Genomic DNA, 23,899 nt, shown 5'->3' with positions numbered 1-23,899 from the left:
CTGGCCCGGTCCGGGAATCGGCGCGGGAAGCTCGGCGAGTGTGGCTTCGGTGCCGAACGCGGAACCTCTCGAAGTGGGCGTTCCTGCTGTGCTTCGCCGGGGTCGGCCTGAATTTCGACCTCCGCCAGATGGCCCGAAGCGGGCTGCGACCGCTGGTGGTGGCCGCGCTCGGGCTGGTGGTGGTCGCGGTGTGCTCGCTGGGGCTGGTGCTGGTGTCGTCGCAGTGGTTCGCCTTCTGACGGTGAACCGCGCCACCGCCAGACCCCGGGCGGTGGCGCGGCCGTCGGTCAGCGCGCCTCGCGGGTAGCCGAATCGAGCGCGGCCAGCAGGATTCCGGCGGCCGTGCGCACGACGTCCGCGGTGACGTTGAGCGGCGGCAGCAGCCGGACCACACTGTCGCCGCGTCCGCCCAATTCGACGATGAGCCCGCGGCGCAACGCGTGGTTCTGCACGGCCAGCGCGAGTTCCGACGCGGGCGCTCCGGTGCGCGGATCGGCCAGTTCGATGCCCCACATCAGCCCGGCGCCGCGCACGTCCGTCACCCACTGGTGGCTGGCCAGCGGGGAGAGCAGTTCCTCGAACTGGCAGCCGCGCTCGACGACGTTGTCCAGCACGCTGTCGCGGTTGACGACCTCGATCGCCCGCGCGCCCGCGGCGAAGGCGAGCTGATTGCCGCGGAACGCGTGCGCACGGGGAGCCCAGTGGTCGAGGCGCTCGTCGTAGATGATCAGCGAGACCGGCGAGCCGATTCCGCTGAGCGCCTTGGACGCGACGATCACGTCGGGTTCGATGCCGTAGCGCTCGAAGGCGAACCAGGTCCCGGTGCGGCCGCAGCCGGTCTGCAGTTCGTCGACGATCAGCGGGATGCCCAGTTCCCGGGTCAGCTCGCGTACCCGGTGGACGAAATCCGCCCGCGCCGGGACCACGCCGCCCTCGCCCTGCACCAGTTCCAGCACCACCGCCGCGGGCAGCGGGAGGCCGCCGTCGGGGTCGTGCAGCGAGCGTTCGAGCAGGTCCGGGCAGGTCGCGGCGCACGTGTCCGGATCGTGGCCGGCCGGGCAGCGGGGGCAGGAGGAGTACGGCGGGTACTGGGTGCCGGACAGGGGGTGCGCGCCCGGCCGCTGCCCGATCAGGCCCAGCGCGGCGTGCGCGCTGCCGTGGAACCGGCCCTGGTACGACACGACGCCGCCGCGTCCGGTCGCGGTTTTGCACAGCTTCAGCGCGGCTTCGACCGCGTTGGTCCCGGCGGGCCCGCAGAAGTGCAGTTTCATTCTCGGGCGCAGCGCTTCGGGCAGCATCGCGAGCTGGGCCTCGGAGAACTCGTCCTTGACCGGAGTCGCGAAGTCGAGCGCGTGGGTCAGCTTGCTCAGCTGCGCGGTCATGGCCGCGACCAGTTCGGGATGGTTGTGCCCGAGGGAGAGCACGCCCGCCCCGGCGAGGAAGTCGATGAAGACGTTGCCGTCGGCGTCGCGCACGAAGCTTCCCGAGCCCTCGGTGATCGCGATCGGCAGCCGCCGGGGGCCGCCGCGGGCGTTCGGTTCCCGGCGGTCCTGCCGCTCGAGGTACTCGGCCGAACGCGGGCCGGGCAGATCGCAGTGGACGGCGGGACCGGTGAGCGGCGCGGGATGGTCGAGAATGGTCATCTGGGCTGTTCTCCCCTGGCAATGGTGGTGGCGCGGCCGGAGGCGGCCGCCGGGAGCCCGCCCGGTGCGCGGCGGTCTTCCCTGCGAAAAGGGCGTTCGGGGCGAACTGTTCCCGCTCGATGCTCGGGGAGAGCCGCCGGACCCGCTTCGCCGGTAAACGGAGCGGTCGTTCTCGCGGTATTGCGTCGCGCCGCCCTGGGCGGAATGCTTCGGTTCCGGCCCGGGGATGTGTTCCGCCGACGCCGCGCCGCGCGTCCGTCATGCACTCCTCCTCCTTTTCGCGCGGATTCGCGGACCGCGGGAAAACGGCCGGCGGCGGGGGAAAACGGTTTGTCGCGAGCAGACGCGGGGGAGGGCCGCGCTGGGTGCAGCCCTCCCCGGTCGACCTCACTGGAATACCGCGGGGCACAGCGTAGCGCAGCCGGTTCCGCCGCACCGGCGCACCGGACGGCGGCGAGCCGCGTCCGGCTCCGGAAAGAAAAGAAACGGCCGGAGTGAGGCGAGGCAATGCGCCGGGAGAGTGAACGCGGCGATTTCGCGGAGTTCGCCGTACTGGGCTGAACGACTGAATGCGCGATGGTGTTCGCGACGGCGCGAAACGGAACGTGAATATTCACGCCCCGTTTCCGGCCTGTGAATCAGGGTTGGCCGACCGCATGGTGAGAACGCTTTCCGGACGGTTGCGGGCGGGATTCCGGGATATGCCGGATGCGGGAAATGTCGCGGTTTCCGGGGCGTTTCCGGTCTTTTCGCCGTCCGGGTCCGGTTACGGGTGCTGTTTCCGCCGGGGAAGGGCGCCGGACCGCGGTTTCGGCAGCGGGGCTCGGCGGGGCGGCGCGCGGGGTGGTCCAGACCATGGCAGTGGTCTGGACCGGTGGTCCAGCGGCGCGGGTGATCGGCGGCGGGTGCCGGTCGCGGGTGCGTCCGGGGGAGCGGGCCTGGTCCGGCGGGGCGTGCGCGGCCGGGCCGGGTGCCGTAGTGCGGGGTGAACGAGATCCGCGGACCCGTGTTTATCTCGACCGTAACGATGACGGTGCAGGCATATCGCTGACTATCTTGATAGTTAGAAAATCACTCGCGATGAGAAACTTACTTGTTGTGGGTGAGGGATTCTCTAGAAAACCTTGCTGTTGAGCTGTGATTGATTAACTAAGTAGGTTGCCGTGAGTATGACGCACTGTCGCCTGACTGCTACGCGCCGAGGCGATCTGTGGCCGATCCCACTGACTCTGTACACCTGCCGTTTCCGTTTCGTAATCTTCTCGCGCTTTTGCGGTGACCTGCGATCTACCCCGAGGATCAGCGACCCGAAGCCGCCGTGAACCGTCGCGGCTCGCGCCACCTCCCAGGTGCGAGGACGGTCCCGCGGTGTGACAGCGAAGGAGCCCACCCACCGTGGGACGGCACAGCAAACCCAGCAAGACGAAAACGACCCTCCAGCGCACCGGCGCGACCGCGGCCCTCGCGGGCGCCACCCTCGGCGGCATCGGCCTCGCCGGGGCGGGCACGGCCAACGCCTTCCCGGGGCAGGCCGGCATCGTCAAGTGCGAGAGCAGCGGCAACCCGACCGCGGTCAACAACACCGCCGCGGGCCAGCGCGCGGGCCGCCCCGCCGGCCTGTTCCAGATCGTCACGAAGACCTGGCTCGCGAACGGCGGCGGCCAGTTCGCCCCGACCGCCGACAAGGCGACGCCCGCGCAGCAGCAGATCGTCGCGGACCGGATCTACGCGAAGCAGGGTTCAGCCCCGTGGCAGTGCCGCGGCGGCTCCGGCCCGGCGAGCTACGCCGACTTCGGCGGCGACACCTCCGGCGGCTCCGCCGAGGTCGAGGCCGTGGCCGCGAAGCCGAAGGTCCAGGTGAAGGCCGAGGCGAAGGTCAAGTCCGCGCCGAAGCACGCCGCCCCGTCCTCGAACCCGGACGGCAGCTACACCGTGGCCGCCGGCGACACCCTGTCCGGCATCGCGAAGAACCTGAACGTCGACGGCGGCTGGCAGCACCTGCAGCAGCTGAACGCGAAGTACATCCCGGACGCCAACCTGATCCTGGTCGGCCAGAAGATCGTCACGAAGTAACCCGCCGAGGCCCTGGCCGGGCTCGCGCCGCTTTCCCCCGGGCGGCACGACCCCGGCCGGAGGCCGCCGGTGCACGCGCGCGAAAGTGCGCTCGGGCACCGACGCGCGCCCCGGCGGCGGCGTGCGGCGCGAACGGGCCTGCTTCGTGGGAACACGGGCCGGTTCGCGACGCACGCCTTGCCTCGAGGGCGAGGTTTTCGAGCGCGCCGAGAGTGTGCTCGGGTACCGCGCGTGTTCTGCGGGAGCACGGGCCGCTTGGCGCTGCATGCTTTGGCTGGACGGCCGTGGTTTCGAGCGCGTGGCAACGCGCTCAGGCATCGCGCGTGTCCTGTGCGAGGACGGGCTGGTCGATGCCGCACGTCTTGCCTCGAGGGCATGGTTTTCGAGCGCGCTCGGTATCGTAGGTGTTCTGCGGGAGCACGTGTCGGCCGGTGCTGCATGCCTTCGCCCGCGAGGAAGAAGTAGCGAACGCCTCGTGGCGGGCCCCGCCGACGCCGTCGACCGCGGGCCGCTCCACCAATCCCAGGCGAACCAGCCGAGGCACCCACGCGAACGTCCCCGTGCCTCCGAGCCGTCCGCCGGTTCGCCGCCAAACTTCACGCGCGGCTACCAGATCTCGTTCACGGCATGCCCGCGCCCGGACGCACCCGCAATGGAACGCTCCGCAGCAACGACAGCGCCTCAGCACTGGGACTGCCCGGCTCAGCCTGGTAAACGATCAACTGCTGCCCAGCCGCCCCGCGCACGTCGAATGCCTGGTAGGTCAGCGTCAGCGGCCCGACCGCCGGATGCACGAGTTGCTTGGGCTCCCGGGTCTTCCCCCGCACCTGATGGGTTTCCCACAACGTCCGGAACCGCGAACTGCCCTCGCTGAGTTCCGCGACCAAGCGCGGCAGGGCCGGATCTCCCGCCGCGGCACGCAGGTTTGCCACGGTCGCTTGGGCCGTCCATTCCCCGCGGGCGAAGAACTGCGGACCCGCCGGGTCGAGGAAGGTCATGCGGGCCAGGTTGTCGGCCGCGGTGAAGGGGGAGAAGAGGGCGTCGGCGAGGGTGTTCGCCGCGAGAATGTCCAGGACGCGGTTGAGCACGAACGCGGGTGCGTGCGGATAGCTGTCCATGAGCTGCCGCAGTTCCGGGCTTACCGTTTGGGGCGCCGGGGAAGGCAGGTCGGACGGGGTGGCGCCGGCGAGGCGGTACAGGTGGTCGCGGGCGTCAGGGTCCAGGCCCAGTGCGCGGCTGAGGGCGTCGAGCACCTGCGGTGACGGGCGGGTTTCCCGGCCCTGTTCCAAGCGCGCGTAGTAGTCGACGTTCACCCCGGCGAGCACGGCGACTTCCTCGCGGCGCAGGCCCGCGACCTTGCGTCGGCCGGAATAGCGCACGTCGGCGTCCTCCGGGGAGCGTTGCGCGCGGCGTGCTCGCAGGAATTCGCCCAGTTCCGTACTGCCCATGCGAACCAGGGTAGGCGGCGGCTGGGTGGGTGTGGCACGTCCTGTCAGCGAGGTCCGCCGACGCTGAGACTGGGCGGCATGACGAACGAACTGGCGGGCAAGATCGCCCTGGTCACGGGGGCCGCGCGCGGGGTCGGCGCGGCGACGGTCGCTTGGCTGCGTGCGCACGGGGCACGAGTGCTGGCGACGGACATCCGGCCCGAAGTGGAACGGCTCGCCGATAAGGACGGCGTGGCGGTGCTGGTCGGCGATGTGTCCGAAGAGGACGTTGCGGTGCGGTCGGCGCTCAAAGCGGTGGAACAGTTCGGCGGGCTCGACATTCTGGTCGCGAATGCGGGGCGTTCGGTGAACAAGCCGGTCACCGAGACGACCGCGGCGGACTGGGACGAGGTGATGTCCGTCAATGCGCGCGGAGCGTTTTTGCAGGCGCGAGAGGCATTCCGAGTAATGCGCGACAACGGCGGGGGAGCGATCGTCACGGTCGGCTCGTTCGCCAGCACGGTGGGGCTGGCCGAGGCGGCAGCGTACAGCGCGTCGAAAGGAGCGTTGGCGCAATTGACAAAGGTGCTCGCATTGGAAGGCGCTCCGCACGGAATTCGCGCGAACGTGGTCGCTCCCGGCGTGATCGAAACAGATCTGCTCGACACTTTCCGCGCCGACAGCCGGGCGTATCTGCGGTCGTTCGGCACTGCCCATCCGCTCGGCCGGGTCGCGCAGCCGGAAGAAATCGCTGAGGTGATCGGCTTTTTGGCGTCGCCGCGGTCCGCGTTCGTCACCGGCGCGGTCGTCGCCGCCGACGGCGGCTACACCGCGGCCTGATATCCCTCCGACGAAAGGAAATATCTTATGCGGCTCAACGGAAAAGTCGTGCTGCTCACCGGAGCGACCGGCGGCATAGGCCAAGCCACCGCGGAACTGTTCGCCCGGGAGGGAGCCAGCCTGGTCGTCACCGACGTCGACTACGAAGCAGTGCGGAAACTCGCGGCACGGCTGGAGACCGACGTGCTGGCCGACCGGCTGGACGTGTCCTCGCCGGAAAACTGGCGCGAAACCGTCGAACGGACCCGGCAGCGGTTCGGCCGCCTCGACGTGCTGGTCAACGTCGCGGGGATCGTGGACTGGCCGGGCATCGAGGAGACGGCCCCGGACGCCTGGGACCGGGTGATCGCGGTCAACCAGACCGGGACCTGGCTCGGGATGAAGACCGCGATGCCGCTGCTGCGCGCCTCCGGCAACGGATCGGTGGTCAACACCTCCTCGGTGCTGGGCCTGGTCGGCAGCGGCGCGGCCGCCGCGTACCAGGCGTCCAAAGGGGCGGTGCGGCTGCTGACCAAGACCGCCGCGGTCGAGTACGCGACGCGCGGCGTCCGGGTCAATTCGGTGCACCCGGGGGTCATCGCGACGCCGATGATCCAGGACCTGCTCGACGAACAGGGCGACCAGCAGCCCGACATCGTCCGCACGCCGATGCGCCGCGTGGGCAGCCCGGCCGAGGTCGCGCACGCGATGCTCTTCCTGGCCAGTGACGAATCCTCGTTCGTCACTGGAACCGAACTGGTCGTCGACGGCGGGCTCACCGCGTACTGACACCGGACCGGCGCGCCCTAGGATGCGGGGCGTGCAGGGACTGGGCGAGCTGGAATCGGCGGCTATGGACGTCCTGTGGCGGGCGGGAGACGCGCGCACGGTCCGCGAAGTGCTGGAGGAGCTGAACCGGGACCTCGCCTACACGACGGTGCTCACCGTGCTCGACCATCTGCACAGCAAGGGCTGGGTGGAACGCGAGAAACGCAGCCGCGCCTACTGCTACACGCCGGTGTCGTCGCGAGAGGAAGCAGCCGCCCGCGCGATGCGGAACCTGCTCGCCGACGCGGGCGATCCCGAGGGCGTGCTGCTGCATTTCGCGCGGTCGGCGTCCGAGCGCGAGCGGGAGGCGCTGCGGCGCGGGCTGCGGCAGCATTCGTGACCTGGGTCTCCCTGTCCGGACACCACCGCCGGGCAGCGGCTCCCGCCCTGCTCCGCGCCTGACCGGTATGACTACTATGTCCGGTAGTAATCGCGAATGGGGGCTGGTCAGGTGCTGGGGCGGAAAACGCAGATCATCGCGGGGATCCTCGCCGGGCTGGCGCTGACGGCGGCGTGCACGTCCGCACCGGCTCCCGGTCCCGCCGCGGGCAACGACCAGAAGACCAGCGCCGCGCCGGCGGTGCCCGCGACCCTCGACCTCGGTCCCAAGGACGGCTCGAACGACGTCGCGCCCGGCGAACCCGTCACCGCGGTGGCCGGCGGGTCCACGCTCAGCGAGGTCACCCTCGCGGCGGCGGACGGCGCTCCGGTGCCCGGCGAGATGGACGCCGCGAAGCAGCGCTGGACCAGCAGCAAGCCCCTGGACTACCGCACGAAGTACACGCTCACCGCGCGCTCCGTCGGCGCGGACGGCAACCCGGTGACCCGCACGAGTACCTTCACCACCGCGACTGCCAAGGCGCAGGCGTATCCGTCGGTGATCCCGCTCGACGGCGAGACCACCGGCGTCGGCATGCCGATCACGATCAAGTTCTCCGCGCCGGTCGCGGACAAGGCCGCCGCCGAGAAGATGCTCACCGTCACCTCCGACAAGCCCGCCACCGGGGCGTGGCGCTGGTTCGGCGACGACGAGGTGCACTACCGCACCAAGGAATACTGGCCCGCGTACTCCACGGTCACCCTCGACATCAAGATCGCCGGCCGCGCGCTCGGCAACGGCGTGTTCGGCAAGGCCGACCGCAAGATCAGCTTCAAGACCGGCCCGTCGATCATCTCGAAGGTGTCGGACAAGGAAAAGCAGATGCGGACGTACAAGGACGGCCAGCTCGTCCTGACGTCCCCGGTCAGCCTCGGCAAACCGTCCGCGCGCAGCGTCTCCGGCACGATGCTGATCATGACCGTGCAGTCGCCGTACACCATGGACTCCAGCACGTACGGCGTGCCCACCGACTCGCCGGGCGGCTACCGCACCACGGTCAAGTACGCGCTGCGGCTCACCAACTCGGGCCAGTTCCTGCATTCCGCGCCGTGGTCGGTCCGGCAGCAGGGGCGCACCAACACCTCGCACGGCTGCCTCAACGTCAGCGTCGAGAACGCGAAGTGGTTCTACGAGAACTCCCATCGCGGCGACGTCGTGGTGGTGACCGACACCGGCGTGGACCTCAAACCGGGCGACGGCTGGACCGACTGGCGCTTCAGCTGGGACGAATGGCAGAAGAAGGTCTGATCCCGCCGGGGTGCGGCGCGCCGGGGATGCCGGTGCGCCGCACCGCGCGGCTCAGACGGACTGCCGGGGCCGCGGCGAAAGCACGTCCTCTCCGTAGATGCCCTGCAGCCAGTTGGTCTGGTAGATCGTGTCGAGGTAGCGCTCGCCGAGGTCGGGGGCGACGGCCACCGCGGTCAGGTGGTGCGCGTCGTGTTCGGACAGCCAGCTGGTGGCCCCGCTGACCACCGTCCCGGTCGAGCCGCCGAACAGGAATCCGTTGCGCGCCAGCCGGTGGCACGCCCGGACCGAATCCGGTTCCTCCACCAGCACCACGTCGTCCACATAGGACTCGTCGAGGATCGCCGGGCGCACGCTGGTGCCCAGCCCGGGCAGCATCCGCCTGCCCGCCGGGCCGCCGAAGGTCACCGAGCCGACGCTGTCGATCGCGACGATCCGCACCGGCCGGTGCCATTGCCGGAAGAACCGCGCGCAGCCCATCAGGGTGCCCGTGGTGCCCGCGCCGACGAACAGCACGTCGAGATTCGGGAACGCGGCGGCGATTTCCGGCCCGGTGCGGTGGAAATGCGCTCCCCAGTTGTCCGGGTTGGTGTACTGGTTGAGCCACACGTAGCGCTCGTCGGAGGCGCACAGCATCCGCACGTGGCCGATGCGCGCCCCGAGGAAACCGCTTTCCGGGTCAGGTTCGGTGATGATGTGCACCTCGTTGCCGAGCGCCTCGATCGCGCGGCGCGTCGCCAGGTTGCAGCGGGAATCGGTGACGCACAGGAACTTGTACCCCCGGCTGGCCGCGATCATGCTCAGCGCGACGCCGAGGTTGCCCGACGACGACTCGACGATGATCGAGCCCGGCCGCAGCAGGCCGTCGCGTTCGGCCGCGTCGACCATTTCGGTCGCGGCCTTCAGCTTGATGGAACCGGCGAAGTTGAACCCCTCGCATTTGAGGTAGAGCGAGTAGCCGAAACTCCAGCGGAGGTCGACGTACAGCGCCTCCTCGTTGAAAGCTTCGGGAACGGTGATGACACGCACAGTTTTCTCCCCTTCAGGCACAGCTCAGTGGCGGACGGCGCTCAGCCATACCGGCGCAGTTCGTGGAAAAAGTCCTCGATGACGTGCAGTCCGCCGGCGTCGGACACTCTCTCGTGGACGAAGGCGCCGACCGCGAGGTCGAGGACGCCGAGCCCGAACGGGGAGAAGATCAGCGGCCGGTCGGCGGGCGGGCTGACCCGGCCCGAGAGCACGTCGTCGAGGGTGCCGAGCAGGAAGTCCCGGCTGCCGGTGCGCTGCTCCACCAGATGCGGCGACGTGTTGGCTTTGAGGCAGTGGTCGACGTCGTCGACGAGGTTCGCCGACGCCAGCAGGACTTCCGGGGCCAGGTCGCGCAGGGACACGTGCAAGACCAGCGGATTGTGCGAGAACCACGAAGGATCGTGCACGTGCGGTTCGCCGGCGATGGTCGCGAAGACCACCAGCTCGCTGTCGCGGATCAGGCCCTCGGCGGTCTCGTGGACGCTGATCTCGCCGGTGAAGCCGGACTGCTCCAGGTAGCCGCGGAACCCGGCGGCGCTGTCCGGGTGCAGGTCGTGCACGTTGATTTCGTCGAATTCCCAGCCGGTCCCGGCGAGGAAGGTGTGGATGTAGCGGGCGATCAGGCCGACGCCGAAGAATCCGACGCGCCGGGGCCGCCGCCGGGTCCGGCTGAGCCAGTCGGCGGCGAGCGCGGCGGACGCGGCGGTCCTGGTCGCGCTGATGATGGAGCTTTCCAGGCAGGCGAACGGATAACCGGTCGCGAGGTCGTTGAGGATCAGCACCGCCGACGCCCGCGGGATCCCGGCGGCGACGTTGCCCGGGAAGCTGGAGATCCACTTCAGGCCCGCGACGTCGGTCTTCCCGCCGAGCGAGGCGGGCAGGGCGATGATCCGGTCGGCCGGACGGTCGGGGAAGCGCAGGAAGTAGGAGGGCGGGTTGACCGAATCGCCGGAGCCGTGCACCCGGTACGCGGTCTCCACGAGGTCGACGACCTCGCGCTCGCGCCCGGTCAGCGCCTGCTGGACCTGGGCGCCGGAGATCACCGCGAACGGCGGCACGGCGACCGGGTCCGCCGAAGCGGATCCGGCGGTGAAAGAGTGCGTGGTCACTGATTTTTCCCCTCGGACGCGAGCGAGCAGTCGGAAAGCCGCACCGGATCGGCCAGCCCGACGAGCACCTCGCGCGGGCCTTCGTAGGCGTCTCGGCTGTGCGCGACGCGGACGTTGTCGACCAGCAGCAGGTCGCCTGCCTGCCAGGGTTCACCGGCGGTGTGTTCCTCGTACACCTCGTTGAGCAGCTGCACGACGTCCTCGCCGATCGGGTCGCCGTTGCCGAAGCGCGTGTTGAACGGCAGGCCGTCGGCCCCGTAGATGTCGACCAGGTACTCGTGCACCTCAGGAGCCATCGTCCACTCGTTGAGGAAGGCGATCTGGTTGAACCAGCAGGGCCTGCCGGTGACCGGATGCCCGACGATCGCGTCGCGGCGCTGCCGGGTGCGCAGGCCGCCGTCGGGCTGCCACTCGAACTCGATCCGGTTGGCGCGGCAGTACTCCTCGATCGCGGAGCGGTCCTCGGTGCCGAACGCCTCGGCGACCGACGCCCCGATCTCGTCGTTGAAGCTGCGGGTGAGCAGCCAGCCGTCGCGTTCGAACCGCGCGCGCAGGTCGGCGGGCAGCGAGGCCAGCACGGCGGCGGAATCGCTGACCCCGGTGACCCCGCCCGAGGACGGCGGGCTGACGCAGGCGAACAGCAGCAGTCCCGGGAATTCGAGGGTGTAGCTGAGTTCGTGGTGCATGCACATCGGCTGGTTCGGCGGCCATTCGGTCGAGGAGTGCACCCCGCCGGGATACGCGGTGCGCGGCGCGAAGGCCTCGCGCTCGGTCGTCAGCAGGTCGGTCAGCCGCCCGAACACGGCCGCGACCGCGGTCCGTTCGGCCAGCCCGAGACCGCGGACGAGCACCGCGCCGTGTTCGGCGACGAGTCTTCGCACGGTCTCCCGGTGCGTGCTCGCCCAGCCGGCCGGGTCGCCGCCAGCCTCGGCCCGCAGCACCGCGGGCAGCCCGGGAGAGAAATCCGGCTCGGGCGGGGACGTCTTCGGGAGGAATCGGGACAACGACATCGGGGAATCCTTTCGATTTCCGCGGTTGCAGAGGGTCAGGAGTTTCCGGAAGCGGGGGACCGGCTGTCGATCAGCGCGGCCAGGTCGGCGAGCACGGGGTGGCGGGCGACGTCCTTGATCGAGACCGCGCGGTCGAGCGCGATCGCCAGCTTCACCGCGGACAGCGACGTGCCGCCCCGGTCGAAGAAGTGGTCCCGGCGGCCGACCTGGCCCGCCCGGATGCCGAGCACGTCCGCCCAGGCCGCGGCGAGCCGCTCTTCGGTGCCGGTGACCGGCTGGTCGCGGTCCTCGTCCGCGACGTCGAGCTCGGCGGCCAGCGCGGCGAGATTCTTCTTGTCGATCTTCCCGTTGGCGGTCAACGGCAACTGCTCGCGCCAGTGGACCGCCGAGGGCAGCATGTACTCCGGCAGCGCGGCGCCGAGGTGCTCGCGCATCAGCTCGTGGTCGAGCTGGTCCGGGCTGGAGTAGAAGGCGACCAGCCGCTTGCCCTGCCCGCCGCGGTCGGCCACGACCACCGCGCCGTCGCGCACGCCGGGCACCTGCAGCAGCGTGTTCTCGATTTCGCCGATCTCGATGCGGAAACCGCGGATCTTGACCTGCGCATCGCGCCTGCCGAGGAATTCCAGCTTGCCCTCGGGCAGCCAGCGGCCGTGGTCGCCGCTGCGGTAGAGCCGGGTGTCCGGGCGGTGCGGGTCGACGGTGAACGCCCGCGCGGTGCGTTCCGGGTCGTTGACGTAGCCGCGGCCCACGCACACCCCGGAGAACACGATTTCGCCGGGCGCGCCGAGCGGGACCGGGTCGAGCCGCTCGTCGACGACGTACACGCGCACGTTCTGCACCGGCGGCCCGAGCGGCACCCGCTCCCGCGTCGGCGCGCGGTCCATCACCTCGTGGTTGGTGTCGTCCGAGGTTTCGGTGAGGCCGTAGGCGTTGACCAGCTTGACGTCCGGCATCGTGGCGAACCACCGTTGCGCCAGCTCGGTTTTGAGCGCCTCGCCGGTCACCGACACGAACCGCAGGTCCGGCAGCGCGACCGGGTTCTTGTCCACCGCGGACAGCACGACCTCGAGGTAGGAGGGCACGACCTGCAGCACCGAAACCCCGCCGCTGCCGAGTTTGCCCACGAACCGGTCGGCGTCCAGGATCACGTCCTGTTCGATCAGCAGCGTGGTCCCGCCGACCAGCAGCGCGGAAACCAGCTGCCACAACGAGATGTCGAAGCACTGCGGCGCGACCTGCGCCACCACCGAATCTTCGGTGATGCCGAGGTCGTTGATCTTGGCGTAGAGGTGGTTGACCATCCCGGCGTGCTCGCACATCGCGCCTTTCGGCTCGCCGGTGGAGCCCGAGGTGAAGTAGATGTAGGCGAGCTGGCCGGATTCGACGGCGACGCCGAGGTCGTCTTCGGAGTGGTTCTCCTCGTACGCGGCGTCCACGAACAAGGTGCGCACGCCGGGCAGCGATTCGACCGCCTTGCGGAGCGTCGTCGTGCTGCCCGGTTCGGTCAGCACCAGCTCGCAGTCGGCCCGGCGCAGCGTGGTCGCGATGCGGTCGGTCGGGAAATGCGGCTCGATCGGCAGGTAGACGCCGCCCGCCTTGAACACGGCGAGCATGGCGGCCATCCAGTCCAGATTGCGTTCGGTCACCACCGCGACGACGCCTTCGCGGCGCAGCCCGCGCGCGATCAGCGCCCGCGCCAGGCGGTTCGCGCGCCCGTTGAGCTCCCGGTACGTCCACTTCCGGTCGCCGTGCACCGCCGCGATCGCGTCCGGATTCCGGGCGACATTGCGCTGGAACAGTTCGTGGCAGCGCAGGTCCGGCACTTCGACGTGCGGCCCGGCGAGCCCTTCCAGCTGCAGTTTGAGCTCCGCGGCCGACAACAGGGTCGTTTCGCGGTGCGACGCGGTGACGTCGGTGCGGATCTGGGTGAGCGCGCTCAGGTGGTAGCCGAGGATGCGTTCGGCGGCTTCGGAATCCAGCACCTCGGTGCGGAAACGCAATCGCAGCGTCTCCAGGTCCGGTGAAACGTCCAGCCGCAGCACGGTGTCTCCGGCGAGGTCGCCGTCGGTGCCGGTGGGGTCGAAGACCGTCTCGAACGGCGGCGCGCCGATGCCGAGTTCGGCGCGCAGCTCGTCGACCGGGAAGTCCCGGAAGGCGAAAGTCTGCGCGTCGATCCCCGCGGTGTGCTCGATCAGCTCGCGCCAGGTGCCGGATCCGGTGCTGAGCCGGCAGGGCAGCGGCGCCCCGCCCGGCTCGGCGACGTAGCCGGTGCACACCTCGGTCTCGCCCGACAGCGTGGCGAGGACCTTGGCGTGCACGGCGAGCAGCACCGAGCTCAGCGGCACGCGCAGCTGCTCGGCCAGCAGCCGCAGCGCGGCCGCGAGCCCCCGGGGGACCGGCGTTTCGTGGTCGCCGATCGCGGAGCCGGCCTCCAGCGTCCAGCGCGGGACGCCGGTGCGGCCGCCGGCGGTGAGTACTTCGCGCCAATGCTCGCGAACCGCTGCCAGTCCGGTTCTCATGGGTCGTCCTTCCCGTGATTGTCGGTGGTCCGTCACGATCTCGCCGCCGGCTGACGGCGGTCCGCCCGGATCTCGTGCGCGGGGTTCCCGCCCCAGTGCGCGCGATCCGGGACCTCAGTGCCCTTCATGAGGAAGGAATCGGGGGCGAGCGTCGACCCGTCGCCCATCGTCACGCCGTAATGCACCAGTGCGCCGACGCCGACCGTGCACCCGCTGCCGATGGAGATGCGGTCCATCTTGAAACCGCCGTCCTCCTGCGAATGGCACTGGACGACGGAGCCGACGTTCAGCGTGACGTCGTCTCCCATGCGCACCAGCGTTTTCTCGATGATGCCCGCGCCGTCGTCGAACAGCCGCTTGCCGACCTTGATGCCGAGCAGCCGCCACAGCACGCCCTTGAACGGGGTCCCGTCGAGCACGCGCAGGTGGGCGTTCGTCGCCGCGGCTTTCCAGAACCGTTCCTGCCGCCAGAACCGCCGGTCGTAGATCGAGCAGGACAGCGGGCGCAGCGGCCGGATCAGCACGGTGATCCGTTCGAGGGCGACGAAGAAGACGGTGCCGTACACCAGGATGGCCAGCGTGTCGAGCGCGAACAGCGGGGCGCCGATCCGGTCGTAGTAGACGTCCGTGGCCCAGGTCATCAGCAGCAGCCCGTAGAAGAACAGCCAGTGGGACAAGGCGTACAGCAGCATGCCCCCGGCGTTGTGCCGGTTCTTGGCGGCCAGCCTGCGCCGGAATTCCGCCGGGGTCTTCGGATGGTCGAACTGACTGTCGCGCTCCACCGAGCGCGGGATCTCGAAGCTGGGGGAGCCGAGCAGCCCGACGCCCTCGCGCACCGGGCCGTCGAGCGGCACCAGGACCTTGGTGGCGAGCAGGCAGTTGTCCCCGGTCCTGGCGCCGGCCGGGTAGACGACGTGGTTGCCGAGGAAGTTCCGCGCCCCGACGCGCACCCGGGAAAGCCGGAAGGAGGTGCTGGTGTACTCGGCGTTGACCACCGAGAGCCCGTCGGCGACCATCGTGCCCGCGCCGGCCTCGAACAGGTACGGGTTCTCGAATTTCTCCTCGAGCCCGAAGTTGGACCCGGTCTGTTCTTTCTTGGAGACCTGGCAGCCCAGCGCGCGCAGGAAGTGCACGATGGCCGAGCTGTCGCCGAGCAGGGTCTTGAAGAACCGCAGGTTCGTGAGCACGCGGATGGCGCGGTGCGCGGTGTAGCGGAACGTGTAGAGGCGGTAGACCTCGCCGGGTTTGAGCGCCAGGTTCAGCAGGCGCGGCACCAGGGTGACGATGAGGAAACCGGTGAGCCGCAGGCCGAAGTACAGGACGAAGGAGACGACGAGGGCTTTCCCGTAGAACTTCGGGGAGGTGAAGTCCATGACGGCCGAGCCGAGACCCATCGCCGGGATGAGGTTCGGCAGCGTGTTCACCAGGAAGCTGAGCAGGCCGAGCACCACCGGAGCCAGGAGGAGGACCGCGGTCAGCGTCTGGCGCACGGCGAAGAACGCCCGGCGGACGCTGCCGCAGGCGCGCGGTTCGACGCGCCGGTACTGCACGTCGGCGGGGACTGCGGGCACGCCGTGCCAGCTCTGCCCTTCCGGAACCGCCTGCCCGGCGTGCAGTGAGGAGGCGTGCCCGAGCTGGGCGTTGTCGCCGATCCTGGTCTCGATGTCGAGCACGGCCATCTCGCCGACGTACGCGTGCGCGCCGATCGCGACCGGCCCGGTCCGGATGAGCCCGTTCTGCGCGCGGTAGGTGGTGAAGTAGGTGTCCTTGCAGATCAACGCGCCTTCCCCGACGGTGAGCAGATCGGTGCACACCGGGACGAAGCGCGAGAAGATCGTGACGCCCTTGCCGATTTTCGCGCCGAGCGCGCGCAGGTACAGCGAGTAGAGCGGGGAGCCGACGAACAGCGGGACCAGCGGGTTCCGCTGCACGAGGGTCTTGACCGCCCAGAACCGCACGTAGCCGAGGGTCCACACGCGGATCTCCCTCGGTTTCCAGCGGCCGACGAGGATCCATTTGAGCGCGATCGGAAGGGTGCACAGAACGGCCAGCACCATCGCGCCGAACCCGACCGCGCGCAGGTATTCGTCGAGCAGGCCGGTCCCGGCCACGATCCAGTCGGCACCCGCGCCGAGCACCTGGGCGACGAGCCAGGAATACGCCAGGAAGACCGCCAGCTGCAGGATTCCGCAGCCGAAGTATTCGAGCCCGCTCGCCCGCTTCGGCGGCGCCGCGGGGGCCGGGGCCGGCGCCTCGGCGGGGACCTCCTCGGTTTCGGACAAAGCGGAGACGAGACTGGCGATGGTCGGGTTCCGGTAAATGTCCTTGATGGAGACCGCGGGAAGATCGGCACGCTTGCGCACTCGCGCGCAGAACTGTGCCAGCACGAGCGAGTTGGCCCCGAGATCGGCGAAGAAGTTGCTGTCGACCGACACGTTTTCCTGCCCGGTGACATCGGCCATCACCTGGGCGAATGCTTCCTCGGTGTCGGGTGCCGGACCGGGGCGGGCGGTCGGGTACTCGGTGAGATCCATATTCCTAATGATCGGTGGATGTAACGCCGACGTAACCTACGGACGTCGGTGTTGACAATTTCGTGACCTGTTCGATGCGTGTCGCGGCTGACAAATACGGCACGGGTGGATATTGAGGTCTAGACCACGTGAACGGCCATTTATCTGGCAAAGAGGACTTATGCCGTGAATACCCTTTGTTTTTCAACAGCCAGTGGCAGCTGTCGACGGATCCGGGACGGTCCGGCGAAGGCTTCCGGTGAAGTCTGATCGTCGTCGTGCGTTTACCGCAAACCGATCCTCCGCACGGGCGATGTTACCAGGATTTCCCTTCTTCCGGGGCCCGGATTACCCGGTCGGCGCACGCCGAACTGCTCCGCTGGGGTGAAATCCGTGGCACGAAGAGTGGTGCGAAGTCGCTGTCCGGAGGCGGTGTCCCGGCTCGCCGCGATCGCGCCGGGTGGCCGTCAAGGTTCCTTGGTCCTCGAATTCGGTGACATTCCGCGTCGGTCTGGAATATGCAAGTGCTGCTTCGCGGGATTGGTGGCACTTTCGAGGGAATTGCCGTTCTGTGCCCCGGGTTTATGCCAACAAGGTGAACCGTGCAGCAGACGGCCGGTGCGGTTGCGCTGTTCGGCCGGAGCGATGTTGCTCCGGTGCGCTTTTCCGCCGGTGCGCCCCTGGGCGGCCGGTTCCGTCGGAAGCTCACACCGGGGCTTTCCCGGATGAAACGGCCGGATGCGGTCTTTTCGCGCCCAGTGATCGAGGTGAAGCGAAACGTCGGCCTGGTGACGGGAATTATGCCGCTTCTCGCGGCTTTCCGGCGCTCCCGAAACATTTTCGTGTTGTCCGGGTGTGCCCGCCCTGAGATCCAGGCGAGGCGGCGGTGTCTTTGCCCAGGCAGGTGGAGACCCCGCGGCCGCCTCAAGCCGCGCTCTCTGCGCGGCGGGCGGACCTGTTCTCCTGTGCTGGCAAGATCAACTCAGGCCCTGCTGGCCGCCGCCGAGGTGTTCCTGAACCTCGACGACGGCGCGAGCCCGGTCCAGCGGCATCCAAAGTGGACGCTCAGAGTCTCCGGCTTCCGCTGGCGAGAAGGCTCACCATTGTCCGTAGTGGACAGTCTCGGTCTCCGGCTTCCGGCGGCGGGTAGCCGGGGAGGCGCCGGCGGAGATCTTGGCGTCGGCGTCGTGGCCGATGGCGATAGCGCCGATCGGTTCGTGGGTGTCGGGGATGCCGAACTCGGCACGCAGATTGTCGAAATCCTCGGCGCCGATGCCGAAATACACCGCGCCGAGCCCCTCGTCGACCACCGTCTGCAGGATCAGCAGGACGGCCATGCCAGTGTCGATGTACCAGAACGGCACCGGCCAGTGGTCCTCGCTGCGGTCGGTCCAGCCCTTGTCCGGCTGGGCGTAGCGGTCGAGGTAGACGTCCTTCACCGAGAACGGGATCACGATCACGGGCGCGGCCTTGGTGTCGTCGCCCAGCGTCCAGGACTCGAGGGTGTCGGCGAACCGCCGCACGTCGTCGCCCTGGAGCACCAGAAACGCCTGCCCCTGCGAAAACCCGGCGGACGGCCCGCGCAGCGCGTTGCGCATGATCCGGCGGAGGCTCTCCTCGGCCACGGGCTCGTCGGTGAACTTGCGCACCATCCGCCTGCGCCGCACTACTTCCTGAAACTCCACGGTTGCCCCCTGTAACGGCGTTTTCGGGCAACTGTAGCGGCCTTCCGCTGCTCACGGTGCGATTTCGGCAGGCGAGGAGCCGGTCGCGGCGGTCCGGCGAGCTGAGGAGAGACCTCCGTCGACGGCGGTCGAGAAGGCTGCCTTGCGGAGTGCGGACGAACGCGGCGCGGTGGATTGGGAGTCTCGGCCGCGATGCGACCGTTGCCGTTGCCGTTGCCGTTGCCGTTGCCGTTGCCGTTGCCGGTGGCGGGGCCCAGGGCCGGTGAGGTGATGGGGCCCGGGACTGGTGAGGTGATGGGGGCGAGGCCGGTGGCGATGGCCCGCGGTGTCGTCATCGGCACCGCGGGCAGGTGATGGGGCGGTGCCGTCACCGGCACTGCGGACCGGTGAGGTGATGGGACGGGGACCAGAGATGGGACGGGAGCCGGTGACGGGGCGGGTCGGCCGTGCTGCCGCGAAACGTCCCGCCGCCAGAGATGCGCCCCAATGCGGCATTGGGTGCATCCCACGCACCGAACGCCACATTGGGTGCATCTGACGCACCCAATGCCACATTGGGGAGCTACCCGCCATCCACTCGACCGCGCCCTGCGCGCTACCTCATCCGCGCAGCCGCGGCCTGTGCGCTACCCCATCCGCCTAGCCGCGACCTGCGCTGCCTGCGATCCGCTCAACCGAGGCGCCATCCGCTCACCGAGGTCGGCGCGCTGCCCGCCATTCACTCAATCGTGGCCCGCGCATTGATCCGGGCAGTGAGCCCGGCGCGACCGCTGACCTGGCCGGTGCGGGGACCTGGCGCGCGGCTGCCGACTTGGCCCGGGCCCCGGAACCTGGCGCGCGACTGCCGACTCGGCCGGGTGCCAGAATCTGGGGCGCGGCTGCCGAACCGTCCGGAAACCGGAACCTGAACTCGCCGGATCCGAAAAACCCTCATTCGTTCCCGCCCGGAAAACACCGCCCGGCCGGAGGCATTAGCCTGCGACCGGGCGCGTGTTTTCTTCGTGCGCGGACGACCGGGTTCCGGGAACCGGAACTCCGGCGGGGGAGCGAACGCCTCGTCCGGCCTTTCCCGAAATGATCAATCCGGAACCCGCCGAGCCCGGCCCCTTATTTCCCGGCGCGCTTTTTCGCGGTGCGCTTGCGGGGTTTCGGCTCCGGCTTCTGGCTTTCCTCGTAGGCGGCGATCACCTCGCGCGGGATGCGGCCGCGTTCGGCGATGGCCCAGTTGTTGTCCAGCGCCCACGTGCGGATCGCCTTGGAGCGTTCGCGTTCCTCGGCGGTCGGCGCGGCCGTCGCGCGCACGGTCGTCTTGCGGCCCCCGGTGCGGCGGGCGGCGGCGATGAACGTCGCGAGTTCGTCGCGCAGGGCGGCGGCGTTTTCGTCGGACAGGTCGATTTCGTACTGGACGCCGTCGAGTCCGAAGGGGACGGTCTGCCCGGCTTCGGACCCGTCGAGGTCGTCGATCATCTCGACGAGGACTTTCTGTGCCATCGCGGCGGCTCCTCCTGGAAACGGGACGTGGTCACCGCAGACCATAACAGGAGTCCACTGTGGCTGGTCGCCGGAGACAATGCGCGGCCGGCCGCGGGGGAGAACCGGCCGCCCGCCGGGGAACTGGAGTCAGGAAGTTTTCTGCTCCGGCACTGGATCGGTCAACGCGCCGAAGCGGTGGCCCATCCGGTCGCGTTTCGTGCGGAGGTAACGGAGGTTCTGCGGAGTTTCGACCGCGCGCAGCGAGACCTGCTCCACGATCCGCAGCCCGTATTCGCCGAGTCCGCGGTATTTCTCCGGGTTGTTGGTGATCAATCGCACTCTCCGGACGTCGAGATGGTCGAGGATCTGCGCTCCGGAATCATAGGAGCGGGAATCCACGGGCAGACCCTGCGCGACATTGGCGTCGACAGTGTCGAGACCCGATTCCTGCAGGGCGTACGCCTGGATCTTGTGCGCCAGCCCGATCCCGCGCCCCTCGTGGCCGCGCAGGTAAACGATCACCCCGCAACCCTCGTCGGCCACCGCGCGCATCGCTTGTTCGAGTTGGGTGCCGCAGTCGCAGCGCAACGAGCCCAGGATGTCGCCGGTCAGACATTCGCTGTGCACCCGCACCAGCACGCCTCGCTCGGAGTGGCCGGCCGCGGCGACGTCGCCCATGACGAGGGCGAGGTGCTCGGCTCCGTCCACTTCGGACCGGTACGCGACCGCGCGGAAATCGCCGAAGGCAGTCGGCATCGCGGCAGTCGCGACCGGTTCGACGAGCCGCTCGGTCCGGCGGCGATACCGGATCAGATCGGCGATCGCGACGACCGGCAGATCGTGTTCCGCGGCGAACTTCCGCACGGCCTCGTCGCGCAGCATTTCGCCGTCCGGGCCGATCAGTTCGCTGATGACACCGACCGGTGCCCGGCCAGCCAGCTGAAGCAGATCGACGGCGGCTTCGGTGTGCCCGGCCCGGACGAGCACGCCGCCGTCTCGTGCCCGCAAAGGAAAGATGTGGCCCGGACGGCGAAGGTTGTCGGGCGTCGTGGCCGGATCGGCCAGCGCGCGGCAGGTGAGCGTACGAGCCGTCGCGGACACTCCGGTCCCGGCGTCCGTGTGATCCACGGAGACGGTGAACGCGGTGCCGTGCGCGTCTCTGTTCTCCGCCACCATCGGCGGGAGCGCGAGCGCGTCGGCGCGTTCCCCGGTCATCGGCGCGCACACGATTCCGGTGGTGTGCGCGACGAGGAAGGCCATCTGCTCGGCAGTGACGCTGTCGGCCGCGAGCACGAGGTCGCCCTCGTTCTCCCGGTCGTGATCGTCGACGACCACGACCATCCGGCCTTCCTCGAGCGCGAACACAGCCGCGCGCACGCTGTCCGCGGTATCCAGCATGGCGAACCTCCCTGAATCTCGCCCTGAGTTACTGCGTAATAACCATCGTAACGAGCTGAACTGGAATTATCGACGTCTTAAGGTTATCCGTCAATAACATCGAGCGGAAGGGGTTCTGCTCACTCGGCAGGGAGCACGCCCGACTGCCGGAGATCGCGGACGAAACATCCGAGCAGGTCCGCGAACCGCGCCCGGGCCTCCGGGGACCACGCGGCGAGAGCGTCGCCGACCTGCGCGGCCCGTCGTCGTCGTTCGAGGTCGAGGACCCGCCGTCCCGCGGAGGTGACGACCAGCGGGCTGGCCCGCCCGTCCTCGGGATCGGCCCGGCGTTCGACCAGCCCGGACCGCACCAGCCCGGCGACCTGGCGGCTGACCGTCGAAGGGTTCACGCCCAGCACCGCGGCGATTTCCCCGGCTCGGAACGGACCGTCCTCGGCGAGCAGGGCCAGCAGCGGCAAGCACATCGGCTCGTCCGGCGCTGCTTCCGCTCGCTTGACCAGCCGCGTCAGCAGGAGAAGCTGGCGCGTCACCTGGTCGGCGAGGTCGAGGTCAGACATCAGCGCGAACGTGCCGGTCGCGCCCGGCTCCGTACCCGGTGAAGACCATCACGACACTCAACGCGGTGAGCGCGACGAGCGCGCCGGACCAGCTTCCGGTGGCGTCGTGGAGGATGCCGAGCACCAGCGGCCCGGCCGCCGCGACCAGGTAGCCGATGGACTGTGCCATCCCAGCCAGCGCAGTCGTCTCGCTCGGACCGGTGGCGCGCTGGCTCTGGAAGCTGAGCGCCAGCACGAGACAGACCCCGCTGCCCAGCCCGAGCAACGTGCACCCGACGCTCGCGATTCCGGGCGCCAGAAGAAGAATCGCGAACCCAGCCGCAGTGACCGCCGAGGCGGCGGCCGCCGGAAACCGCTGGTCGGCCCGGCCCCGGGTGAGCAGGGGCAGCACCATGCCGGTGGCGAGCGCGACGAGCTGGTAGTAGAACAGCATCCAGCCGGCCGCCGCGGTGCTCATGCCCTGCCCGATGAGGATGCTGGGCAGCCACGCGACGGCGGTGTAGAAAGCGAGCGATTGCAGGCCCATGAACAGGGAAACCTGCCATGCGAGCCAAGATCGCCACGGCGCCGGCGCGTGCGAACTGCCCGTCCGTGCCCCGGCATCCGGCCGCGAACCGCGCAGCCTCGGCAGCCATCCCGCCAGCGCGGCCAACGCGACGACCACGCCCCAGCCCAGCGCGGAATGCCAGCCACCCGGCAAAACTCCCGCCAGCGGAACGGAAATCCCGGACGACACCGCCGCGACCACACCCATGACCGTGACGTAAAGCGCACTGACAGTATGGATTCGCGAGGCTGGCACGTGAGCGCGAATCACTGTCGGCAGCAAGACGTTCCCGACCGCAATCGCCGCGGACAGCAACACCGTCCCGATGAACAAACAGGCAACCGACGGCAGCGACCGAACCACTGTGCCCGTGGCCAGCACCGCCAGCGAAAGCACGAGCAACCGCGTAGACCCGATCCGATGCGAGACGCGCCCGACCAGCGGTGAAGTCACGGCGAACATCAACAACGGCAACGTATTCAACACGCCGCCCGCCGACGCAGGCAGCCCCGTGTCGTGTTCGATAGCGGGCAGCAACGTGCCGACGCCAGTCAACGTCGCCCGCAGATTGGCGGCCACGAGAAGGATCGCGAGCAACAACCCCACGGACCACTCAGATTTGGTGACCGCTCTCTTCGCGACCGACGGCGCCTCAACTTCGGCCGTCACTTCTCCCGCTCCGCCCCGGCCCCGGTGAGCTTCACGATCTCGGCCGCGCAGTAACGCGCCCCGACCTCGTCCTGCGCAGCGATCGCGTCAATCAGCTGCCGGTGCAACCGAGCGTGCTCGTCGGCGGTTTCGTCAGTCCAAAGGGTGTCGCCGATCTGCTCGACAACGGACGCGCTGAGGACGTCGTACACCTCGGTAAGCAGGGAATTCCGGCCCGCGTTCACGACGGCCTGGTGAAAACGAACGTCCGCCTCGGCAGCTGTCCGGGTGTCGTCTCGCTTCTCGGACTCTTCGAGCAGATGCTGCAACTCGGCGAGGTCGTCGTCGCTGCGACGCACCGCAGCCAGCCCAGAGGCATACTCCTCCAGCACGGCCCGCAGTTCCAGCACGTCGCTCCGCCGAGAGGAATTGGCCCGCCGCATCAAGACGGATTGCATCTCACTGGACGCGCGGACGTACGTCCCATCGCCGCGCCGAGCCTCCAACAGCCCGAGATGCACCAGCGCGCCGAGCGCCTCCCGCACCGTCGTGCGCCCGACGCCAAGCTGCTTGACCAGGTCATTCTCCGCCGGAATCCGCATCCCGACGGGCCACTCCCCGGAGGCGATCTGCTCCCGCAAGGTGTCCACAAGCTGCGCGGCAAGACTGGCGACCCGATGGGGGGCCCGAAGATCGTTCATAAGGTGACCCTAACACCGAATGTCAGACATTTGAATGTGAGCAGGGTCGCCGGCTCTGATCCGCGGCGGTCCCAAGGTGAGTGAGGGGACCCCTCATTGACTCTGATTCCCTGGGGGTTCCCGTCACGGGCCGTATTGCGCCCATCGACCAGGGGCGGCCCCGCGCACCGCGCTCGCGGAGGGTTCCACCCTTCCTGCGGCGGCGGGCGCGCGGTGGGGAGGTCCGTGAAGGGCTCCTTGCGGGAATCTGATTCCCGCAAGGAGCCCTAATGGGTTGTGTTCGGGTCTGGTTTGGC

At 69.3% G+C, this 23,899-nt stretch carries 19 protein-coding genes; 6 read left to right on the top strand and 13 right to left on the bottom strand.

Annotation, left to right across the window (positions count from 1 at the left end; translation table 11 throughout):
* The first annotated feature begins 38 nt into the window (after positions 1 to 38).
* Positions 39 to 239: a putative sulfate exporter family transporter gene (locus EIZ45_RS37245; protein ID WP_205670209.1), complete on the top strand. Its 201-nt coding sequence runs from the start codon at positions 39 to 41 to the stop codon at positions 237 to 239.
* A gap of 48 nt (positions 240 to 287) precedes the next feature.
* Here the strand turns inward: EIZ45_RS37245 and EIZ45_RS37240 are convergent, their stop codons facing one another.
* Entirely contained in the window at positions 288 to 1,643 is a 1,356-nt protein-coding gene (locus EIZ45_RS37240; RefSeq protein WP_134667794.1) for an aspartate aminotransferase family protein, read from the bottom strand.
* A gap of 1,395 nt (positions 1,644 to 3,038) precedes the next feature.
* On the opposite strand from EIZ45_RS37240, the gene EIZ45_RS37235 reads away from it, so the two are divergent.
* Positions 3,039 to 3,716 (top strand): transglycosylase family protein, encoded by a 678-nt coding sequence (locus EIZ45_RS37235; RefSeq protein WP_043828710.1) that lies wholly within the window; start codon positions 3,039 to 3,041, stop codon positions 3,714 to 3,716.
* A gap of 620 nt (positions 3,717 to 4,336) precedes the next feature.
* Here EIZ45_RS37235 and EIZ45_RS37230 read toward each other — a convergent pair.
* Positions 4,337 to 5,164 (bottom strand): helix-turn-helix transcriptional regulator, encoded by an 828-nt coding sequence (locus EIZ45_RS37230; protein ID WP_134667795.1) that lies wholly within the window; start codon positions 5,162 to 5,164, stop codon positions 4,337 to 4,339.
* Positions 5,165 to 5,242: 78 nt separating this feature from the next.
* Here EIZ45_RS37230 and EIZ45_RS37225 point away from each other — a divergent pair, with 78 nt between their 5' ends.
* From EIZ45_RS37225 to EIZ45_RS37210, 4 genes are all read left to right on the top strand, one after another.
* The gene (locus EIZ45_RS37225) at positions 5,243 to 5,983 is read left to right on the top strand and encodes an SDR family NAD(P)-dependent oxidoreductase (protein WP_134667796.1); all 741 of its coding nucleotides are present in this window, start codon (positions 5,243 to 5,245) and stop codon (positions 5,981 to 5,983) included.
* A 27-nt stretch (positions 5,984 to 6,010) separates the two neighbouring features.
* Positions 6,011 to 6,751: an SDR family NAD(P)-dependent oxidoreductase gene (locus EIZ45_RS37220; protein ID WP_134667797.1), complete on the top strand. Its 741-nt coding sequence runs from the start codon at positions 6,011 to 6,013 to the stop codon at positions 6,749 to 6,751.
* Between the two features lie 31 nt (positions 6,752 to 6,782).
* Positions 6,783 to 7,130, top strand: coding sequence for a BlaI/MecI/CopY family transcriptional regulator (locus tag EIZ45_RS37215; protein ID WP_167754101.1), 348 nt, complete (start codon positions 6,783 to 6,785; stop codon positions 7,128 to 7,130).
* Between the two features lie 96 nt (positions 7,131 to 7,226).
* Entirely contained in the window at positions 7,227 to 8,417 is a 1,191-nt protein-coding gene (locus tag EIZ45_RS37210; protein ID WP_134667799.1) for an Ig-like domain-containing protein, read from the top strand.
* Positions 8,418 to 8,468: 51 nt separating this feature from the next.
* Here EIZ45_RS37210 and sbnA read toward each other — a convergent pair whose 3' ends face one another.
* The 11 genes from sbnA to EIZ45_RS37150 all read right to left on the bottom strand — a co-directional run bounded on the left by sbnA (position 8,469) and on the right by EIZ45_RS37150 (position 23,603).
* A complete protein-coding gene (gene sbnA / locus EIZ45_RS37205) occupies positions 8,469 to 9,443 on the bottom strand; it encodes a 2,3-diaminopropionate biosynthesis protein SbnA (RefSeq protein ID WP_134667800.1) in 975 nt (324 codons plus the stop codon).
* Between the two features lie 41 nt (positions 9,444 to 9,484).
* On the bottom strand, positions 9,485 to 10,552 hold the full coding sequence (sbnB, locus tag EIZ45_RS37200; protein WP_134667801.1) for a 2,3-diaminopropionate biosynthesis protein SbnB: 1,068 nt from the start codon (positions 10,550 to 10,552) through the stop codon (positions 9,485 to 9,487).
* Positions 10,549 to 11,562 (bottom strand): TauD/TfdA family dioxygenase, encoded by a 1,014-nt coding sequence (locus tag EIZ45_RS37195; RefSeq protein WP_134667802.1) that lies wholly within the window; start codon positions 11,560 to 11,562, stop codon positions 10,549 to 10,551. The genes sbnB and EIZ45_RS37195 overlap by 4 nt, the downstream gene beginning before the upstream one ends.
* Positions 11,563 to 11,597: 35 nt before the next feature.
* Entirely contained in the window at positions 11,598 to 14,081 is a 2,484-nt protein-coding gene (locus EIZ45_RS37190) for an amino acid adenylation domain-containing protein (RefSeq protein WP_134667803.1), read from the bottom strand.
* A gap of 32 nt (positions 14,082 to 14,113) precedes the next feature.
* Complete coding sequence (locus EIZ45_RS37185; protein WP_205670210.1) at positions 14,114 to 16,615, bottom strand: Pls/PosA family non-ribosomal peptide synthetase; 2,502 nt, start codon at positions 16,613 to 16,615, stop codon at positions 14,114 to 14,116.
* A 1,076-nt stretch (positions 16,616 to 17,691) separates the two neighbouring features.
* A complete protein-coding gene (locus EIZ45_RS37180) occupies positions 17,692 to 18,279 on the bottom strand; it encodes a nitroreductase family protein (RefSeq protein WP_037810670.1) in 588 nt (195 codons plus the stop codon).
* A 1,107-nt stretch (positions 18,280 to 19,386) separates the two neighbouring features.
* The gene (locus EIZ45_RS37170; RefSeq protein WP_134667806.1) at positions 19,387 to 19,770 is read right to left on the bottom strand and encodes an Lsr2 family protein; all 384 of its coding nucleotides are present in this window, start codon (positions 19,768 to 19,770) and stop codon (positions 19,387 to 19,389) included.
* 129 nt (positions 19,771 to 19,899) lie between these two features.
* Positions 19,900 to 21,150: a bifunctional 3,4-dihydroxy-2-butanone-4-phosphate synthase/GTP cyclohydrolase II gene (locus EIZ45_RS37165; RefSeq protein ID WP_043839814.1), complete on the bottom strand. Its 1,251-nt coding sequence runs from the start codon at positions 21,148 to 21,150 to the stop codon at positions 19,900 to 19,902.
* 119 nt (positions 21,151 to 21,269) lie between these two features.
* Positions 21,270 to 21,707 carry a MarR family winged helix-turn-helix transcriptional regulator gene (locus EIZ45_RS37160; protein ID WP_043839816.1) on the bottom strand — a complete coding sequence of 146 codons (438 nt, stop codon included), beginning with the start codon at positions 21,705 to 21,707 and terminating at the stop codon, positions 21,270 to 21,272.
* A complete protein-coding gene (locus EIZ45_RS37155) occupies positions 21,700 to 22,860 on the bottom strand; it encodes an MFS transporter (protein ID WP_043839959.1) in 1,161 nt (386 codons plus the stop codon). The genes EIZ45_RS37160 and EIZ45_RS37155 overlap by 8 nt, the downstream gene beginning before the upstream one ends.
* A gap of 59 nt (positions 22,861 to 22,919) precedes the next feature.
* On the bottom strand, positions 22,920 to 23,603 hold the full coding sequence (locus EIZ45_RS37150) for a FadR/GntR family transcriptional regulator (RefSeq protein ID WP_043839818.1): 684 nt from the start codon (positions 23,601 to 23,603) through the stop codon (positions 22,920 to 22,922).
* Between the last annotated feature and the right edge of the window lie 296 nt (positions 23,604 to 23,899).

Origin of the sequence: Amycolatopsis sp. CFH S0740 (assembly GCF_004522315.1) — a bacterium.
Lineage (GTDB): Bacteria > Actinomycetota > Actinomycetes > Mycobacteriales > Pseudonocardiaceae > Amycolatopsis > Amycolatopsis nivea.
The sequence above is the reverse complement of the archived record's forward strand: the minus strand, read 5'-3'. Positions and strand labels throughout refer to the sequence as shown.

Excerpts from the sequence above, each read along its gene's own strand:
- EIZ45_RS37210 (WP_134667799.1), top strand. The coding sequence starts at position 7,227 with ATGGGGGCTGGTCAGGTGCTGGGGCGGAAAACGCAGATCATCGCGGGG.
- EIZ45_RS37220 (WP_134667797.1), top strand. The coding sequence starts at position 6,011 with ATGCGGCTCAACGGAAAAGTCGTGCTGCTCACCGGAGCGACCGGCGGC.
- EIZ45_RS37150 (WP_043839818.1), bottom strand. The coding sequence starts at position 23,603 with ATGAACGATCTTCGGGCCCCCCATCGGGTCGCCAGTCTTGCCGCGCAG.
- EIZ45_RS37165 (WP_043839814.1), bottom strand. The coding sequence starts at position 21,150 with ATGCTGGATACCGCGGACAGCGTGCGCGCGGCTGTGTTCGCGCTCGAG.
- EIZ45_RS37240 (WP_134667794.1), bottom strand. The coding sequence starts at position 1,643 with ATGACCATTCTCGACCATCCCGCGCCGCTCACCGGTCCCGCCGTCCAC.
- EIZ45_RS37230 (WP_134667795.1), bottom strand. The coding sequence starts at position 5,164 with ATGGGCAGTACGGAACTGGGCGAATTCCTGCGAGCACGCCGCGCGCAA.
- EIZ45_RS37185 (WP_205670210.1), bottom strand. The coding sequence starts at position 16,615 with ATGGATCTCACCGAGTACCCGACCGCCCGCCCCGGTCCGGCACCCGAC.
- EIZ45_RS37225 (WP_134667796.1), top strand. The coding sequence starts at position 5,243 with ATGACGAACGAACTGGCGGGCAAGATCGCCCTGGTCACGGGGGCCGCG.
- EIZ45_RS37160 (WP_043839816.1), bottom strand. The coding sequence starts at position 21,707 with ATGTCTGACCTCGACCTCGCCGACCAGGTGACGCGCCAGCTTCTCCTG.
- EIZ45_RS37170 (WP_134667806.1), bottom strand. The coding sequence starts at position 19,770 with ATGGCACAGAAAGTCCTCGTCGAGATGATCGACGACCTCGACGGGTCC.
- EIZ45_RS37195 (WP_134667802.1), bottom strand. The coding sequence starts at position 11,562 with ATGTCGTTGTCCCGATTCCTCCCGAAGACGTCCCCGCCCGAGCCGGAT.
- EIZ45_RS37190 (WP_134667803.1), bottom strand. The coding sequence starts at position 14,081 with ATGAGAACCGGACTGGCAGCGGTTCGCGAGCATTGGCGCGAAGTACTC.